The 17,320-nt window shown below is 68.2% G+C and carries 15 protein-coding genes; 9 read left to right on the top strand and 6 right to left on the bottom strand.

From position 1 onward, the window contains the following. Window positions 1–13: 13 nt before the first annotated feature. Together OJF58_RS25640 and OJF58_RS25635 are read left to right on the top strand one after the other, a co-directional pair. Entirely contained in the window at window positions 14–2,125 is a 2,112-nt protein-coding gene (locus tag OJF58_RS25640) for a molybdopterin oxidoreductase family protein (protein WP_300780700.1), read from the top strand. Further along, complete coding sequence (locus OJF58_RS25635; protein ID WP_300780699.1) at window positions 2,122–3,054, top strand: division plane positioning ATPase MipZ; 933 nt, start codon at window positions 2,122–2,124, stop codon at window positions 3,052–3,054. Before OJF58_RS25640 ends, OJF58_RS25635 begins: the two co-directional genes overlap by 4 nt. On the opposite strand, the gene OJF58_RS25630 is transcribed toward OJF58_RS25635, so the two are convergent. Beyond that, complete coding sequence (locus OJF58_RS25630) at window positions 2,969–4,228, bottom strand: MFS transporter (RefSeq protein WP_300780698.1); 1,260 nt, start codon at window positions 4,226–4,228, stop codon at window positions 2,969–2,971. The genes OJF58_RS25635 and OJF58_RS25630 overlap by 86 nt on opposite strands. Before the next feature lies 1 nt (window position 4,229). Continuing rightward, window positions 4,230–5,747, bottom strand: a complete 1,518-nt coding sequence (locus OJF58_RS25625; protein WP_300780697.1) for a hypothetical protein — start codon at window positions 5,745–5,747, stop codon at window positions 4,230–4,232. A gap of 69 nt (window positions 5,748–5,816) precedes the next feature. Here OJF58_RS25625 and OJF58_RS25620 point away from each other — a divergent pair, with 69 nt between their 5' ends. Continuing rightward, entirely contained in the window at window positions 5,817–6,524 is a 708-nt protein-coding gene (locus OJF58_RS25620) for a VWA domain-containing protein (RefSeq protein WP_300780696.1), read from the top strand. A gap of 9 nt (window positions 6,525–6,533) precedes the next feature. On the opposite strand, the gene OJF58_RS25615 is transcribed toward OJF58_RS25620, so the two are convergent. Continuing rightward, the gene (locus OJF58_RS25615; protein WP_300780695.1) at window positions 6,534–7,280 is read right to left on the bottom strand and encodes an SDR family NAD(P)-dependent oxidoreductase; all 747 of its coding nucleotides are present in this window, start codon (window positions 7,278–7,280) and stop codon (window positions 6,534–6,536) included. Window positions 7,281–7,390: 110 nt separating this feature from the next. On the opposite strand from OJF58_RS25615, the gene OJF58_RS25610 reads away from it, so the two are divergent. Both OJF58_RS25610 and gmk read left to right on the top strand, forming a co-directional pair. Beyond that, window positions 7,391–8,272: a YicC/YloC family endoribonuclease gene (locus OJF58_RS25610; RefSeq protein WP_300780694.1), complete on the top strand. Its 882-nt coding sequence runs from the start codon at window positions 7,391–7,393 to the stop codon at window positions 8,270–8,272. Continuing rightward, complete coding sequence (gene gmk, locus OJF58_RS25605; protein ID WP_300780693.1) at window positions 8,262–8,912, top strand: guanylate kinase; 651 nt, start codon at window positions 8,262–8,264, stop codon at window positions 8,910–8,912. Before OJF58_RS25610 ends, gmk begins: the two co-directional genes overlap by 11 nt. A gap of 1 nt (window position 8,913) precedes the next feature. Here the strand turns inward: gmk and rsmA are convergent, their stop codons facing one another. Genes rsmA through OJF58_RS25590 form a run of 3 tightly spaced genes read right to left on the bottom strand, consistent with a single transcriptional unit; the run spans window position 8,914 to window position 12,042 of the window. Next, window positions 8,914–9,762: a 16S rRNA (adenine(1518)-N(6)/adenine(1519)-N(6))-dimethyltransferase RsmA gene (gene rsmA, locus OJF58_RS25600; RefSeq protein WP_300780692.1), complete on the bottom strand. Its 849-nt coding sequence runs from the start codon at window positions 9,760–9,762 to the stop codon at window positions 8,914–8,916. Next, window positions 9,746–10,777: a 4-hydroxythreonine-4-phosphate dehydrogenase PdxA gene (pdxA, locus tag OJF58_RS25595; RefSeq protein WP_300780691.1), complete on the bottom strand. Its 1,032-nt coding sequence runs from the start codon at window positions 10,775–10,777 to the stop codon at window positions 9,746–9,748. Before pdxA ends, rsmA begins: the two co-directional genes overlap by 17 nt. Continuing rightward, entirely contained in the window at window positions 10,774–12,042 is a 1,269-nt protein-coding gene (locus OJF58_RS25590; RefSeq protein WP_300780690.1) for a peptidylprolyl isomerase, read from the bottom strand. Before OJF58_RS25590 ends, pdxA begins: the two co-directional genes overlap by 4 nt. Window positions 12,043–12,434: 392 nt before the next feature. Here OJF58_RS25590 and OJF58_RS25585 point away from each other — a divergent pair, with 392 nt between their 5' ends. The 4 genes from OJF58_RS25585 (at window position 12,435) to OJF58_RS25570 (ending at window position 17,298) form a co-directional block, all read left to right on the top strand. Then, complete coding sequence (locus OJF58_RS25585; protein ID WP_300780689.1) at window positions 12,435–13,424, top strand: glycosyltransferase family 2 protein; 990 nt, start codon at window positions 12,435–12,437, stop codon at window positions 13,422–13,424. 7 nt (window positions 13,425–13,431) lie between these two features. Further along, window positions 13,432–14,580: an AGE family epimerase/isomerase gene (locus tag OJF58_RS25580; protein ID WP_300780688.1), complete on the top strand. Its 1,149-nt coding sequence runs from the start codon at window positions 13,432–13,434 to the stop codon at window positions 14,578–14,580. Window positions 14,581–14,598: 18 nt separating this feature from the next. Next, window positions 14,599–16,026, top strand: coding sequence for a mannose-1-phosphate guanylyltransferase/mannose-6-phosphate isomerase (locus tag OJF58_RS25575; RefSeq protein ID WP_300780687.1), 1,428 nt, complete (start codon window positions 14,599–14,601; stop codon window positions 16,024–16,026). Window positions 16,027–16,098: 72 nt separating this feature from the next. Then, window positions 16,099–17,298 (top strand): tetratricopeptide repeat protein, encoded by a 1,200-nt coding sequence (locus OJF58_RS25570; protein WP_366526798.1) that lies wholly within the window; start codon window positions 16,099–16,101, stop codon window positions 17,296–17,298. Window positions 17,299–17,320: the final 22 nt, after the last annotated feature.

The following is a 17,320-nucleotide window of genomic DNA, read 5'->3' as shown; positions in this document are numbered from 1 at the left end:
GTATCTTTTCGCCATGAGCCCGGACGACCATTCCTACGCACCGCCGGCACGCGCGAGAAGCGCGGAAGCGGGGATCACCATCGTGCCGTCGGTCTGCCCGCACGATTGCACCAGCACCTGTGCGCTCGATGTCGAACGGCTCGACAGCCGGCGCATCGGCCGCATCCGCGGCTCGATGCGCAACGACTACACGGCGGGCGTGATCTGCGAGAAGGTCGCGCGCTACGCCGAGCGCATCCACCATCCCGACCGGCTGATGAAGCCGCTGCGGCGGACGGGCCCGAAGGGCTCGAGGCAGTTCGCCGAGATCTCCTGGGCCGACGCGCTCGACATCGTCGCCGAGCAGTTCATCGCCAGGGCGCGCCGGCACGGCAACGAGACGATCTGGCCGTATTTCTACGCCGGCACGATGGGCCTGGTGCAGCGCGACGGCATCAACCGGCTGCGTCATGCGATGAACTACTCGCGCTGGTTCTCGACCATTTGCGTGACGCTCTCCGACACCGGCTGGATCGCCGGCGTCGGCGTCAAGCGCGGCGCCGACATGCGCGAGGTCGACGAGCATTCCGATCTGGTCGTGATCTGGGGCGGCAATCCCGTGAACACCCAGGTCAATGTCATGACCCACGCCATGCGGGCGAAGAAGCGCGGGGCGAAGCTGGTCGTGATCGATCCCTATCGCACCGGCACGGCCGAGCAGGCCGACATGCATCTCGCGGTACGGCCGAGCACCGACGGCGCGCTGGCGGTCGGCGTCATGCACGTCCTGTTCAAGGAGGGCTACGCCGACTGGGACTATATGCGGCGCTACACCGATGCGCCGGACGAGCTCGCCGCGCATGTCGCGACGCGGACGCCGGAATGGGCATCGCGGATCACCGGCCTTTCGGTCGAGAAGATCGTGACCTTCGCCCGCATGTACGGCCAGGCGAAGGCGCCCTTCATCCGCTGCCATCACGGCTTCAGCCGCACGCGCAACGGCGCGGCCAACATGCATGCGGCGAGCTGCCTGCCGGCCGTCACGGGAGCGTGGAAGGCGAAGGGCGGCGGCGCGCTCTATGGCCATACCTGCATGTATCCGCTCGACCGCACGCTGATCGACGGCCTCGACGTCGAGGACAGGTCGATCCGCGCGCTCGACCAGTCCCGGCTGGGGCCGATCCTGACCGGCGATCCGGAAGCCCTGAAGAACGGGCCGCCGGTGACCGGCATGCTGATCCAGAACACCAATCCGGCCCGGGTCTGTCCCGAGCAGGGGCTGGTCCACAAGGGGTTCAAGCGCGACGACCTGTTCGTCTGCGTGCACGAGCAGTTCATGACCGAGACGGCGGCGCTGGCCGACATCGTGCTGCCGGCGACCATGTTCCTCGAGCACGACGACTTCTACACCGCGAGCGGCCATACCTTCTTCCAGGTCACCAAGAAGGTGATCGAGGCGCCCGGCGAATGCCGCGAGAACCACTATGTCATCTGCGAGCTGGCGAAGAGGCTGGGCGCGCGGCATCGCGGTTTCGACATGACGGTGTGGGAGATCATGGACGAATCGCTCAAGGTGTCCGGCATGTGGGATGCCGAGACCAACTGGCAGAAGGGCGGACAGGACTTCCATCTCGGCTTCGAGACGTCGCATTTCCTCGACGGCTTCGCCTGGCCCGACAAGAAGTTCCGCTTCAAGCCCGACTGGGCGGCGTTCGGGCCGCGCGGCGCCAACATGCCGAAGCTGCCCGATCATTTCGACGTGATCGACAATGCGACCGCCGACAAGCCGTTCCGGCTGGTCGCGGCGCCGGCGCGGACCTTCCTCAACTCGACCTTCAGCGAGACGCCCTCCAGCTTGAAGCGCGAGGTGCGGCCGACGGCGCTGATGAACCCCGAGGATTGCGCCGCCATGGGCGTCGCCGAGGGTGACCGCGTCGAGCTGGGCAACGAGCGCGGCCGCACCATCGTGCATGCCCGGCCCAAGACCGGACAGCAGCGCGGCGTCGTGGTGGTCGAGGGCATCTGGCCCAACCGCAACTTCGAGACCGGCATCGGCATCAACGCCGTGACCTCGGCCGATCCCGGCTGGCCGCACGGCGGCGCCGTGTTCCACGACACGGCCGTCTGGATCCGAAAGGCCGCGTGAGCACCTTCCAGCCCGCGGCCAATCCCAGCATCGCGCAGACCCAGGCCGCGCGCGTGCCCGGCCGTGCGCACGTGGTGGTGATCGGCAACGAGAAGGGCGGATCGGGAAAGTCGACGACCGCGCTTCACATCGCGGTCGCCCTGATGAGCGACGGCGCATCGGTGGCGACCCTCGATCTCGACGCGCGCCAGGGAACGCTCAGCCGCTATATCGAGAACCGCATCGCCTACAGCCGCCGCAAGGAGATCGATCTGCCGACTCCGGCCCATGCGGCCGTCACGGTCTCGACCCTTGCCGATCGCGCCGCCGCGGAGGCCGACGAGCAGGCCCGCTTCGAGGAGGCCCTCGAGCCGCCCCTGCTGGGCGCCGATTTCGTGCTGATCGACACGCCCGGCAGCGACACTCACCTTTCCCGGCTCGCGCATACCTGGGCCGACACGCTGCTGACGCCGCTGAACGACAGTTTCATCGATCTCGATCTCCTGGCGCGCGTCGATCCCGACACGCTCAAGGTCGTGCGGCCGTCGGTCTATGCCGAGGCAGTGTGGAAGCAGCGGCAGATCCGGGCCGTCCAGGGCGGCCGCCCGGTCGACTGGGTGGTGATGCGCAATCGGCTGTCGTCGCTCGCCGCGCGCAACAAGCGCGACATGGGGACCGTGCTCGAGGCGCTCGCCCGGCGCATCGGCTTTCGCACGACCACCGGCCTCAGCGAGCGCGTGATCTATCGCGAGCTGTTCCTGAACGGACTGACGCTGCTCGACCTCAAGCGCGGCGGCAGCGGGCCCTCGCTCACCCTGAGCCATGTCGCCGCGCGCCAGGAGGTGCGCGACCTCGTCGCCGCGCTCAATCTGCCGCCGCCCGCGGCGCCTGCGTCATCGGACGTCCCGGCGACAGCAGAAGCCATGCCAGAGCAGCAAGCTGCAGGATGAAAAGCGCGCCGAACGCCCAGGTGTAGCCGTCGCGGGCGTAGCCGGTCGCTGTCGGCGGCCAGAGTTCCACGACCTTGCCCATCGCCCACTGGCCGACGAAGATCACGACGAAGACCAGGAGGTTGATGCTGGTGCTGACGCGGCCGGCATAGTCGGCCGGGAACGACGCCATGACCACCGGGAAGTACTGGATGGGATAGGCGCCCAGGAATCCGAACAGCATCCACGGCAGGGCGGGCTCGGCGGGCGGAAAGAAGGCGAGCCAGCCCGCAACCAGTGCGAACAGCAGGCTGACGAAGCTCGACGAGACGAAGTCGCTGATGCCGCGATGCCGCAGGAACTCCGCGATGAGGCCGCTCACCGCGAAACCCAGGGTCATGGCGGCCGTCGCGTAGAGCAGGATGTCGGCGCGCGCCGCCTGGTCGGACACGCCGCCCACGTCGCGCAGCCATGGCCCCATCCACAGCGTGATGCAGCCGATGAAGGCGAGCTGCTGGACGCAGAGAAGCGGCTGGATCCGCCAGTAGAAGCCGTCGGTCAGGATCGCGCCGGTGATGCGGAACTGCTCCGCCAGGGTGCCGCCTCTGCCCGACGGCGCGCGCTCGGGAACCGCGAGGTGGAGCAGCAGGGCGCCGAAGAGGGAGATGCCGGCCAGCCAGAAGAAGAGACCCTGCCAGCTCACGACCGACAGCGACCATTCGACCGGCAGGGTGGCGGCCATTGAGCCGGCGCCGCCGGCCATCATGTGGAACCCCGTGATCAGCCCCCAGCGGCGCGGCGGGTACCAGAGCGTGATCGCCTTCATCGCCGCCATCAGGCCGCCGGCGAAGCCGAGCCCGATCAGCCCGCGCGCCAGCACGAGCTGCGGCAGCGATGTCGCCACGGCAAACAGCGCCGATCCGAGCGCCGCAACGAGCATCAGCGTGGTCTGCAGGCGGCGCGGGCCGTAGCGATCGAGCGCGACGCCCAGCAGCGGCTGGCTGGCGGCGAAGAACAGGAAGAAGGCGGAGGTGAGCAGGCCGAGATCGGCCGCCGTCACGCCCACGTCGCGCTCCAGATAGGGGAAGATCACGGCATTCACGCCGCGCACGATGTAGGAGACGAAGTAGACGAACGCGAAAGGCAGGAAGACCTGCAGCAGCAGCCGCAGCGAGCTCGGATTGTCGCGGTTCATGTCAGGGCTTCTTGCAGTCCACGGCGATGCGCCGCGGCGTGAAGGTCGGCAAGGGCGACCTGTCTTTCGGCAACGGTCTTGGCCAGGCGCCGCTTGCCAGATGCCGCTCGATCACCGGGATGAGCTGCTGCAGCACGACCCAGGCGCGCTCGCGCACGCCGCCGGCGGTGTTGTGGATCGCGTCCTGGAACAGGTCGGGGTCGAGCGGCATATGGCGCGCGACATCGATGAAGGGCAGGTGATGGACCTCGGCATACTTGCGGAACACGCGGTTCTGGAAGGTCACAAGCCGCACCAGGTCGCGATAGCGCAGCGGATACTCGTTGATGTTGAGATCCTCGAGGATGTACTTGTGCGCGATCGGATTGAGCACGAGGCCGTCCTTCACCATCCACACGAACGAGGAGACGGCGAGCTCGCCGCCGACGGTGGCGAGGTCGGAGCGCATGCGGTCGAGATCGCGCACGATGTCGTCGAGATGCAGCGGCAGGCGCGGGTCGTAGATGTCCGGGTCGTTCTCGTCGAGGCCGGGCGGCATCACGATCTCGTAGTCGGGCTTGGGCCATTCGCGGCCGTCGAGGTTGCCGCCGGTATAGCCGACCGCCGCCTGGACGCGGCGGGCCAGCGCGGAGAATCGCGTGGCGACCAGCAGCCAGGTGGGCGGCGTCTCGACCTCGAGAGTGGGCTTGGGCGCCGTGCCCTCCTGCGGCAGGCCGGGAATGACGGTCGGCAGCCAGAACTGGTTGTGCCCCTCGTAATAGACGACGAGGTCGGGCCTGAGCGGCAGCACCTCGTGGCGCACGACCTCGGCAATATCCTGGGATGCGAGGCTTTCGCGGCCGGCATTGAGGGCTTCGAAATGAATGTCGAGGTGCTTCGACCTCGCCCAGAGATCGAGCCAGTGGCCGATATATTCCGGATAGGAGAAGGGCAGGAAATGGCCGCCTACCGTCGTCGATGCGCCGACGAACACGATGCGGATCGTGTCGGGCCGGCGCGGCTCGACGATCGGCGGTCCGCGCCAGCCGATCTGGTTGGTGACCAGCCGCAGCGGCGTGGTGACATTCGGCAGGAACCGGTAGCGTGGATAGGCTTTCCCGTCGGGCGGATCGTAGAGGTAGAGGATGCCCGGTGCCCGGCGCAGGAAGTCGTTGTGGCAAACGTCCTTGCCGGCAAAGACCGAGTTCCACGCCTTGAAGACGTCGGCGGGACGGAACGGCCCGTACTTCGCCGGATGATCCCTCACCTCGACGAACAGTCGCTGCCACTCGTCCGGCGGCTCGCTGCGATTGGGCAGCGGCGGCGGATCGTCGAAGAACCAGTCGCGCGACACGCCCGGCGCGAGAGGGACCTCGTCGCGCTGCTCGGCGGTGACGGCGTTGCCGACACCCTCGGGCAGCGGCAGCACGAGCAGCGGCAGGCCGTCGAGATGGCGGACGACGCCTTCGGCAATGACGGTGCTGACCAGGACCGAGGCGACCACCAGCAGGGCATCGATTGCTTTCAGAAGGGGCTCCAACGACGATTCATTGTTCGTGGCATTCGCAAGCGCGGCGCACCATATTCGACGCTCGGGAGAGGGTAAAGAATGGCCGAGGATCGCAAGACGCCGGCGGTCGGCAAGACCTCCAATGCCGTCGATACCTTCGTGCACGAGGTCGGGCGGCTGCCGGCCTCGCACGGCGGGCAGGGACACGGCCGGCTGCTGTTCGCCATGGATGCGACGGCAAGCCGCGAGCCGACCTGGGACCATGCCTGCAGCATCCAGGGCGAGATGTTCGTGGCCGCGGAAACGCTCGGCGGTCTCGACGTGCGGCTTGCTTTCTATCGCGGCTTCGACGAGTTCAAGGTGAGTCGCTGGACATCCAACGGTCGCGAGCTGGCGCGCCTGATGAGCGCCGTGCGTTGCCTCGCCGGGCGCACGCAGATCGGACGCCTGCTGCGCTATGCCGGAGAGCAGCGTCGCGAAAGCCGGCTCGATGCGCTGGTGTTCGTCGGCGACTGCTGCGAGGAAGATGTCGATCAGGTCGGCCACGAGGCAGGGCAGCTCGGTTTGCTCGGCCTGCCGGTCTTCGTCTTCCAGGAGGGGCAGGACCGCACCGCCTCGCGCCTCTTTCCGCAGATCGCCAGGCTGACGCGCGGGGCCTATTGCAGGTTCGACCGCAACAGCCCCGACCAGCTCAAGCGGCTGCTGGGCGCGGTCGCGGCGTATGCCGCCGGCGGGCGCGAGGCGCTCCTGAAATACGGCAGGGACAAGGGCGGCGTGGCGGCGCTGCTCACGAACCAGATGAGGTAGGCCGCGCGGTCAGGCGCCCAGCAGCCGCGCGGTCCAATTTCCGGGCAACACGCCGCCCAGCCAGACGGCGGCTTTGGTCCCTATGGGGAAGGCGATCCGCGCCTTGTTGCGGGCAAGGCCGCGGCGGATGATCGTGGCGGCGCGTTCCGCGGTCATGAGGAACGGCATCGGGAAAGGCGCCTGCGCCGTCATGCGGGTGATGACGAAGCCGGGACAGATCACGCTCACGCCCACGCCGCTCTTCCTCAGAGGGTAGCGGATGCTCTCGCCCCAGACGCGCACCGCCGCCTTGCTGGCGTTGTACGAGGCCGAGTAGGGCAGGCCGATGAAGCCCGCGAGCGAGGAGACGACGGCGATCTGGCCGCGCTTGCGTGCCATCATGCGCCCGACAAGAGGCTCGACTGTGTTCAGCACGCCGTCGAGATTGACCGTGATCGTGCGGCGAATGACCGAGAAGTCGTCGAGCGAGGAGTTGTCCTTGTCGATCGAGATGCCGGCGTTGGCGATCAGCAGGTCGACGGGATGCGCGTCGTCGAAGGCCGCGAGCCATTGGGCGAGGGCCGCGCGATCGGTGACATCGATCTGTCGGGCATCGACCGCTGCGCCCTTGGCGCGACAGGCTTCGGCAACGGTCCGCAGGCGCTCGCCGTCTCGTCCGTTGAGAGCCAGGGCGACGCCCGGCGCGGCATAGGCGCAGGCCAGCGCCTCGCCGATTCCGCTCGAGGCGCCGGTGATGACGATGCTGGTGAAGCTCATGGGATAACCTGTCGGCGCTTCGCATTGTGTGCGGGTGGGCCCGATACTAGAGTGGCGCGCCGCGTCGCGGCCAGTGGAGTCCAGGCGGAGTTGGATTGTTGATTGCAAGCATGACGGGGTACGCCCGGGCGCAGGGATCGGATGAACGGCGGCGCTGGGTCTGGGAGGCGCGCAGCGTCAACGGCCGCAATCTGGAGGTGCGCTGCCGCGTTCCGCAGGGTTTCGAACGCCTGGAAAATTCAGTCCGCGGCATGGTTGGTGCCAGGCTCCGGCGCGGCAACGTTACCGTTTCCCTCATCGCAGGCAGCGAACGGCTGGGCAAGCCGCTGCGCATCAATCGCGCCCTGCTGGCCGATCTCGCGCCGCTGGTCGAGGAGATGCGCAAGGCTGGTGCCGCCGCCCCGACGGCCGACGGCCTGCTGCGCGTGCGCGGCGTGATCGAGGAAGAGGAGGAAGGGGAGGAGAGCGAGGAAGCGCTCGCGGCACTGGACAAGGCGCTGCTTGCGACCCTCGACGAGGCGCTGACGGCGCTGGCGAACGCGCGCGCGGCGGAGGGCAAGGCGCTGGCCGGCGTGATCGGCGGCCATATCGACGAGATCGAGACGCTGTGCGGCCGCGCGACCGAGCGGGCGCAGGTGCAGATCGGCACCGTCCGCTCGCGCTTCCAGGCGCAACTGGAAGAGTTGCTGGAGCGGACGCCGGCTCTGTCCGAGGAGCGCTTCGCGCAGGAGGTCGCGCTGCTTGTCGGCAAGGCCGACGTACGCGAGGAACTCGATCGCCTTGCGGCCCACATCGGCCAGGCGCGCAGCCTGCTGGCGGAGGCGCGGCCGGACAATCCCGTGGGCCGCAAGTTCGACTTCCTCTGCCAGGAGTTCAATCGCGAGGCCAATACGCTCTGCTCGAAGTCGGCCGATATCGAGCTGACACGCCTTGGTATCGATCTGAAGGGAGCCATCGAGCGCATGCGGGAGCAGGTCCAGAATGTCGAATGACGCCGACGCGCCCGCGATCCAGCGCCGCGGCTTGATGCTGGTGCTGTCCTCGCCGTCGGGCGCGGGAAAGACGACCCTCTCGCGGCAGCTTCTGGGCAACGATTCGCAAATCCAGCTCAGCGTCTCCTTCACCACGCGCGAGAAGCGTCCGAGCGAGAGGGACGGCGTGGACTATCGGTTCGTCGACACCGCGACGTTCCGCGGCATGATCGAACGGGACGAGTTCCTCGAGCATGCGCGGGTCTTCGAGCACTATTATGGAACGCCACGTGCACCGGTCGAGACGGCGCTCAACGAGGGCCGTGACGTCCTGTTCGACATCGACTGGCAGGGCACGCAGCAGCTCAAGGAGAAGGGGCGCGAGGACCTGGTCACGGTCTTCATCCTGCCGCCGTCGACGCGCGATCTCGAACGGCGCCTGATCACGCGGGCTCAGGATTCGCCCGACATCGTGGCCAAGCGCATGGCGAAGGCGGCCGACGAGATGAGCCATTGGGCGGAGTACGACTACACGATCATCAATCGCGATATAGCCACCAGCCTGATCGAGCTGAAATCGATCCTGACCGCCGAGCGCCTGAAGCGCGAACGTCAGTACGGCCTTGCGGACTTCGTGAAAGCCCTGCGCGAGGGACGCTGATCTAGCCGCGCCCGAGCGCCCTCGCCAGCCGCACGAAATCGTCGACGGAGAGCTCCTCCGCGCGGGCCCTCGGCGACAGGCCGAGCCCTTCGAGGACAGCGACGGGGTCTCCGAACAGCCCCTGAAGCGAGCGGCGCAGCATCTTGCGCCGCTGCCCGAAGGCGGCGGCGGTCACGGTTTCCAGGGGGCCCAGATCCGACAGGCGCCGATCCGCCGGCCGGGGCACGAGTCGCGCCACCGCCGACGTGACCTTGGGCGGCGGCACGAACGCTGCCGGCGGCACCTCGAAGAGCCGGCGCACCTCGCAGACATGCTGGGCCAGCACCGAGAGCCGGCCGTAGTCCTTGGTGCGGGGCGGGGCGACCAGCCGATCGACGACCTCCTTCTGGAACATCAGCACCATCTCGGCGACCGCGTCGGCCGCGTGCAGCCAGCGGACCAGCAGCGCGGTTGCGATATTGTAGGGAAGGTTGGCGACGATGCGTCGGGGGCCCGGGCCGAGCGTCGCGGGATCGACCGCCAGGGCATCGCCCTCGCGAATCTCGAGGCGGCCGTCGGATGCCGCCTGCAGCTCGCGCAAAGCGCCGATGGCGCGCGCATCGACCTCGATGGCAACGACATGCTGCGCGCCCTCGATTAACAGGGCGCGCGTCAGGCCGCCTGGCCCCGGGCCGACCTCGACGACCGTCCCCTTGTCGAGCGGCGCGGCGGCGCGGGCGATGCGCCGCGTCAGGTTGAGGTCGAGCAGGAAATGCTGGCCGAGGCGCTTGCGCGCGTCGAGGCCGTGAGCGGCGATGGTCTCGCGCAGCGGCGGAAGATCGGCGATCCCGCCGTCAGGCGGCGGGCGCATCTCGGCTCTGCCGTCGCCGCGCCATGTCGTCGGCCATCGCCAGCGCGGCGATCAGGCTGCCGGCGTCCGCCCGGCCGGTGCCGGCGATATCGAGCGCCGTGCCATGATCGGGCGACGTGCGCACGAAGGGCAGGCCGAGCGTGACATTGACGCCGCCCGAGAAGTCGATGGTCTTGATCGGGATCAGCGCCTGGTCGTGATACATGCAGAGCGCCACGTCGTAGGTCGCGCGCGCGGCGGGATGGAACAGCGTGTCCGCCGGCGCCGGTCCCCGAACGTCGATGCCGTCCTTGCGCAACGCTTCGACCGCCGGCCCGATGATACGGATTTCCTCGTCGCCCATAGCACCCTGCTCGCCGGCATGCGGATTGAGGGCGGCAATGGCGAGCCGCGGCCGGGCAATCCCGAACAAGGCCTTCAATGCGCCAGCGGCGATGCGGCCGGTGCGGACAATGGCGGCGGCATCGAGCGTGCGGACGGCCTCGGCCAGCGACAAATGGATGGTCACCGGCACCACGCGCAATTCGGGGCAGGCCAGCATCATCGCGACCTCGACCGGCTTCGCGGCGGCGCGCGCGGCGAGGTCGGCCAGGAATTCCGTGTGTCCCGGATGGGAGAATCCCGCCTCCTGCAGCGTCTTCTTCTGGATCGGGTTGGTGGCGAAGCCCGCGATCTCGCCGGCCATGGCCAACGCCGCGGCGCGCTCGATCGCCTCGATTGTCGCCGGGGCATTGGCGGGGTCGGGACGGCCCGCCTGCACCGGGACGCGCAGGCGGACGGGCAGGACGGGCAGCGCGGAGGGGAAGGTCTCGATCGCCTGGTCCGGCCGCGCGATCTCTTTCAGCCGCGCGGCGAGGCCGAGGTGGCGGGCAAGCGTCTCGAGGCGGCCCGGATCGTCGAGCACGAAGAACGGCCGCGTCTCCTTCGTCCTCGCCAGCCATGCCTTGAGGCTGAGCTCACCGCCGATGCCGGCCGGCTCGCCCATCGTCACGGCGAGCGGCAGGGCAACCGTCACGACGGCCGCTTGATGTCGATGGTGGCGGCGCGGCGCATATCGCGCATGTAGCGGCGCGCGCCGGCTTCGACCTTCTGCAGCAGGATCTGTTGTGCGACCGCCTGGCGCGACGGCAGGCCGCCGGCGCCTTCCTTGCTGCACAACGCCACGACCTGCAGGCCTTCGGCCACCCGGAAGGGGCCTGCGGTGCCGCCCACCTGCAGCTTGGGGAGCTCCTCGTACATCTGCGGGTTGGCCCTGAGATCGCCCACTCGAACGCCCTTCAGATCGCCCGACGTCGCGCCCTTCAACGTTCGCGACTGGGCGTGCAGATCCTCGCATCGATGCACCGCGGCCATAGCCTTCTGGGCATCGGCCATGGCGTTGCTGGTTTCCTCGGGCGTTGCGTTGGCGGGCAGCGCCAGCGTCATCTGCACCAGGTTGAGACGCACGTCGTCCGGCCGTGCCGTGGCGAAGGGTCGGCGGTCGATGACATAGACGATATGCCATCCCGAGGCCGTTCGGATCGGCTCGGAGACCTGGCGCAGCGGCAACTTCTCGATCGCCGCGTCGAGCGCGGAATCGAGCGAGCCCGGCAGGATCCAGCCGAGATCGCCGCCGTTCCTCGCCGTCTGCCCCTGCGAGAATTGCTGGGCAAGGGCGGCAAAGGGAGCGCCGCGTCTGATCTGCTCGACGATCCGGTCGGCCGACCGGCGCGCTTCGTCCGCCTGATCGGGCCGGTCGATGGGGACGAAGATCTCGGCCACATGGGCCTCGGTCTTGCCGACATTCTTCCGCACGCGATTCAGGGCATCGTCGATCTCGGTGTCGGAGACGTCGACGTGCGGCCGTATCTTGCGGCGGACAATCTTCGCCCAGGCGATCGATGCCTCGATCTGCTGTGCCGCGATGTCGAAAGGCACGCCGATGCTGTGCAGATAGGCTTTGAACGTGCCGGGCGCCATGCCGGCGGAGTGCTCGATCTCGGAGACGCGCGCGGCCACCTCGCCGTCGCTCGGGGCCAGCCCCAGGGCCTTGGCGTTCTGCACCTGGAGTTTCTCGTCGATCATCTGGCGCAGGATCTGCGGGGCGAGCCGCTGGCGCATGTCCGGCGTGTCCTGCAGTCCGGAGCTCTTGACGGCGAAGACGATGCGCTCGTTGAGATCGAAGTCGGTGATCGCCTCGTCGTTCACGCGCGCTACCACGCGCAGGCTCTGCGCCGACACGAGCACGGGGCAGAGAACGAGGGCAGTCGCCAAGAAGGCGCGGAGGAGCAACGCTGGCATTTATCCGGGTAAGGGGAGATGAGGGGGCTGCATTATATTCGGCGAGCCCGTCCCTGCAATGACGCGCCACGATGGCGGATTTGGGGCGGCGGTAGGCCAGGACCGGCCGGAAGGCAAGCCCGTTGTCGGGGTTGCTGTCGATGGGCAAAGTCGGCCCGAGCACGTATTATGCCGTTCATGCGACAAAGATGCGCGGGCATGGCAAGAAAGACGGCGGGGCGGCTGGCGGACCCCGGGTCGGCGGGCGCCCCAAGGGGCTGAAAGCAGAGAGATGTCGTTGGCGAAGAGCATGATTGGATGGGGAGACGGCGTATCCCGCCGGAAGGGCGGCGCCCTGCGTGGTGACTGCGCGGTAACGACGCCGGATGAGCGGGCAGGCTGAAGACCAATACATGGGAATTGCCACACTGCCCCGGGTTGGCGTCGTCATCGCCAACCACAACAACGAGGCCTATGTCGCCGAGGCGATCGTTTCGGCCTCACGTCAGACCGTGCGCAACATCGAGGTCGTGGTGGTCGACGACGCGTCGACGGACTGCTCGGACCGGGTGATTCGCGAGACACTGGCCAAGATGGCCGATCCGCGCTTCCGCTATATCCGGCTCGAAACGAACCGCGGCCAGACGGGTGCGGTCCGACGCGGCGTCGCCGAGCTCAGCACGCCTTTCGTCTGCTTCCTCGATTCGGACGACGTCTGGTACGACACCTTCGTCGAGCGACATCTGGCCGCGCATCTCAACGCCGACTGTCCGGTCGCCTTCACTTACTGCGATTCACACTTCATCAACGGCAAGGGCGAGCTCCTGGCCGCGACGGCGTGGTGGTTCGAGCAGCCGCCCAAGCACGAGCAGCATCGCCCGATCGAGGCGGAGACGGTGCCCGAGATCGAGTCGGCGGGCGGCAGCGTGCGATTCGCCGCGAATCCGGCGTTGACCTTCCATGGCCGCTGGACGCCGACCTGGTCGTCCAACAGCACGGCAGCCATGATGTTCCGGCGCGACGTCGTCGAGCTCGTGCTGCCCGACAGGGACGACCAGCTTCCACTTTATCTCGACTTCTATCTTTCCACCTTCTGCATCCTGATCGTGGGCGGCATTGCCGTGCACGAGGCCCTGTACGCCTATCGCATGCACGGCAAGAACAAGCATTCCGACGGCCTCATGCTGGGCGGGGCGTCGCAGACATCGCGCAAGAGCTGGGGGCCGATCAGCCAGCGCGTGCTCCATCTCGTCCTTCGCGTGCTGCTGGAGCGACGGGAGACCTTGACGACGGCGATCGGCGGCGCGCGCTACGAGCATGCGGTGAAGACCGTCCGCTATGCCATCAGGAAATCGCAACAACAGCCCTGGGCGAGCCGGCTCATGGCAATGATTGGTCTTTGAGGTGTCCGTGAACGCATTGAAGGAAAGTGCAGCGCTCTTGCGCGAATGGGCCGTCCAGCAGGCCTTGCCCCTGTGGGCGACCGCCGGGTTCGACTCCGGGACAGGCCGCTTCCGCGAGGCGCTCACGCTCGAGGGCAAGCCGGTGTCCGACGTCGCGACACGGCTCATCGTGCAGGCCCGGCAGATCTTTTCGTATGGCCTTGCCGCGCGGCGAGGCTGGCATCCCGAGGCGGTCCGGGTCGTCGAGACCGCCTACGAGGCGATGGTGCGCGACTACTACAAGCCGGACGGCGGGGCCGGCTGGGTGTTTTCGGTCCATGGGGACGGCAGGATCGGCGACCCGCGGCGCGACCTCTACAGCCATGCCTTCGCGCTGCTCGCGATCGCCTCCTACATCCGCGCCACCGATCGTCGCGAGGCCCTGGCGCTGGCGGACGAGACCCTCGCCTACATCGACCGCGAGATGCACGCGCGGCATTCCGGCGGCTATGTCGAGGGGCTGCCGCTGTCCGACGCGGCTCGCCGTCAGAACCCCCACATGCATCTCTTCGAGGCCCTGCTTTCCCTCTGGGCCGGCACCGGCGACGCCCGTTACCTGGCGCGCGCCGGCGAGATGTTCGGCCTCTTCACCTCGCGCTTCTTTCGCGCGCATCCGGGCATCCTGGGCGAATATTTCGACGAGACCTTGCAGCCCGTTGCCGGGGAGAAGGGCGCCATCGTCGAACCCGGCCATCATTCGGAGTGGGTGTGGCTGCTGCGCTGGTTCGAGCGCGAGACCGGCCGCACCGTGCAACCCTATGTCGACGCGCTCTACGCCCACGCGGCGCGCCATGGCTACGACAAGGCCGGCCTGATGGTGGACGAGGTGACGATCGACGGCACGCATCGGCTGCCCTCGCACCGGACCTGGCCGATGACGGAGGCGCTCAAGGCCAATGTGGCCGAGGCCGCGGCCGGCCGGCCGGGAGCGGCCGCGAAGGCCGCCGAGCTGGCGACCCTGCTCCATCGCCGCTTCCTCGCGGCCGGCCATCCAGGGGGCTGGATGGATCGCCTCGACGCCGATGGCGCACCGGCGGCCCAGAACATGCCGGCGAGCACGCTCTATCACGTGATGTGCGCCGTCGACGAACTCGACCGCCTCGCCGAGGCGGCCTAGCGTGCCGGCGGCCGTTCGATGACCATGTCCACACCGATCACCCCCATCATTCTCGTCGGCGGCTCGGGCAAGCGTCTGTGGCCCTTGTCCCGCGAAAGCATGCCCAAGCAGTTCGTGCCGTTGCTGGGCGAGCGATCGACCTTCCAGCAAACGCTGCTGCGCGTCGCCGACACGGCCCTGTTCGGACGCCCGGTGATCGCCACCAACGACAGCTATCGCTTCACCGCGGAACAGCAGGCGCGCGAGCTCGGCATCCAGATCGATCTCCTGATCGAGCCTGCGCGCCGCGATTCGGGTCCCGCCATTGGGGCCGCGGCGGCCTACGCCAGGAGCATCGGCGCCGAGATCGTGTTGGCGCTCGCGTCCGACCATCTGGTGATCGGGGAGGAGGAGTTTCGCGCCGATTGCCGGGCCGGCGTCGAGTCGGTCCGCGAGGGCGGCATCGTGACCTTCGGCATCCCGCCGACCGAACCCAAGACCGACTACGGCTACATAAGGCCCGGCGGCGACAGGATCGGCGAAGTGCGCAAGGTCGCGGCTTTCGTGGAGAAGCCCGACGCGCAGACCGCCTTGCGCTACCTCTCGGAAGGGCTGCTCTGGAACAGCGGCAACTTCCTGTTCCCGCCGGCCCTGCTCCTGTCGGAGATGGCACGCTTCGAGCCGACCATGGCGGCGGCGGCCGAGGAAGCCGTCGCCAAGGCGAACCGGCGCGGCTCGACGGTCTTCCTCGATCCCGTAGCCTTCGCCAAGGCCCCGGCCAAGTCGATCGACTATGCCGTGATGGAGCGGACAGACAAATGCTGGGTCGTTCCGGCGCGCTTCCGGTGGTCCGATCTCGGCACCTGGGGGGCGATGCTGGATATCGGCGAGGCCGACAGCGCCGGCAATGTCACCGAAGGTCCGGTCGAACTCGACGCGGTGCGCAACTCCTATATCCGGTCCGACGGGCCGCTGACGGCCGTCATCGGCGTCGAGAACCTCGTCGTCGTGGCAATGCCCGACGCCGTCCTTGTCGGCCATCACGACGACCTGCCGCGGCTGAAGGATGTCGTGCAGCGCATGTCCGACGGCAATCACAAGGCCGCAACCGAGCATGCGAGGATCCACCGTTCCTGGGGCACGGCCCAGGAGGTTTGCCGAGGGGCGTACTTCAGGGCCAAGCACCTCACGATGAATTCGGGAGAGCAGCTCGCCCTGCAGAGCCACCGCCGCCGCGACAAGCACTGGTTCGTCGTGAACGGAAGCGGCGAGCTGCTGTTGGACGGAAGGAGGCGTCTCTTGAACGTCAACGATTCGGTGCTGATTCCCAGGAATGCGCCTCACAGCCTTCGCAATCCCGGATCGGCGGTGCTGGAATTCATCGAGGTCCAAACCGGCGACCACCTCGACGAGGAGGATTTCGTTCGCTATGAGGAGGCCCCTGACGCCGGGCAGGTCGGCTCGTGAATCGGGCCGTGTTCGCGCATCCAGCGAGGACGCTCCGGCGGACGTCCATCGGCGCCCGAGCCGGCGCGCACCGTGCAAGTTCAGGCGCTTTGTCCAGCCCGCCCCGATTGGCACGGCGCCCGGGCAGGGTGGTGTTTGAGTGAGATCGGCATTGTGACAAGGCTTTCTGACAAGATTGCGGGTGCTTGGCGGAAGAGCCTCGACTTCCTTGCTGGACGTCGGTCGACCGGCAACCCCAGGACGAAAGAGGAGGAGCTTTTCATCCGCGCTCACGACCTAGTGCGGGCAGGCGAATTCGAGGAAGCGGCCGCCGCCCTCGCCGACGCAACGGCGATTGCCCCCGATCTCGTCGCGGCGCTCGAGACGCAGGGCGAGCTCTACGACATGCTGGGGCAGCCGGAGAAGGCGATGTCCCTGTACGAGGCGGGACGCAAGCTGAAGCGGAAGCTGCGGCCGGGCGCGCCCGATCGGTTCTTCGTGCTGCGCCGTGCGGGACGCTCGACGGCGGAAATCGCGGCCTACACGACGGTCATCCAGTCCGTGAAGCAAAGGGTTCTTCCGCTCATCGCCCGCGGCAACGCCTTTCTCGTGGAAGGCCGGCCCGCTCCGGCGCTCGCCGACTATGAGGCTGCCCTCAAGGTGAAGCCGGGGCTTTCCGATGTGCTGGCCCTCAAGGGCGAAGCGCTGCTGATGATGGGGCAGCTCGAGCGGGCGGCGGCCGCATTCGACAGCGCGTGCGCCGTGCAGCCCAGGAACACGGATTTCCTGAGCGGCCGCGCCATCGCCCGCATGGCGCTCGACCGTCTGCAGGATGCCGATGCCGACTGGCGCCTTCAGCTCGATCTTTTGCCGAAGGAGCGGGCGTCGGCCCGGGCCTGCGTGGCGCTGCGTCTGGCCGACTACGAGCAGGCCCTGCCCGAGCTCGAGCGCGCCCTGGAGAAGGAGCCGTGCGATCCGTACTGGCAGCTTTACCGGCTGGCGGCGCGGCACCGCCTCGGGCATCCGACGATGCCGGGCAACATGTCCCGACATGACTCCTGGCCGGGCCCGTTGTTCGAGCTCTATGTCGAGCCGCCGTCGGCCGAGGCGGTGCTTGCGCGGGCCGACAACGGTGACCGCGCGGCGGAGGCCCTTTTCCAGCTCGGTGCGCTTGCGCTGCCGGCCGATCCGGACGAGGCGCGGAGACGATTCGGGGAAGTCGTCGAGAAGGCTCCCCCGTCGATGATCGAGCATGCCGCGGCGCGCCACGAGCTGGCCCGGCTCGGCGCTTAGCTGCCCCAGGCGAGCGAGGAAC

The sequence above is a fragment of the Enhydrobacter sp. genome, assembly GCF_030246845.1.
Lineage (GTDB): Bacteria > Pseudomonadota > Alphaproteobacteria > Reyranellales > Reyranellaceae > Reyranella.
The sequence above is the reverse complement of the archived record's forward strand: the minus strand, read 5'-3'. Positions and strand labels throughout refer to the sequence as shown.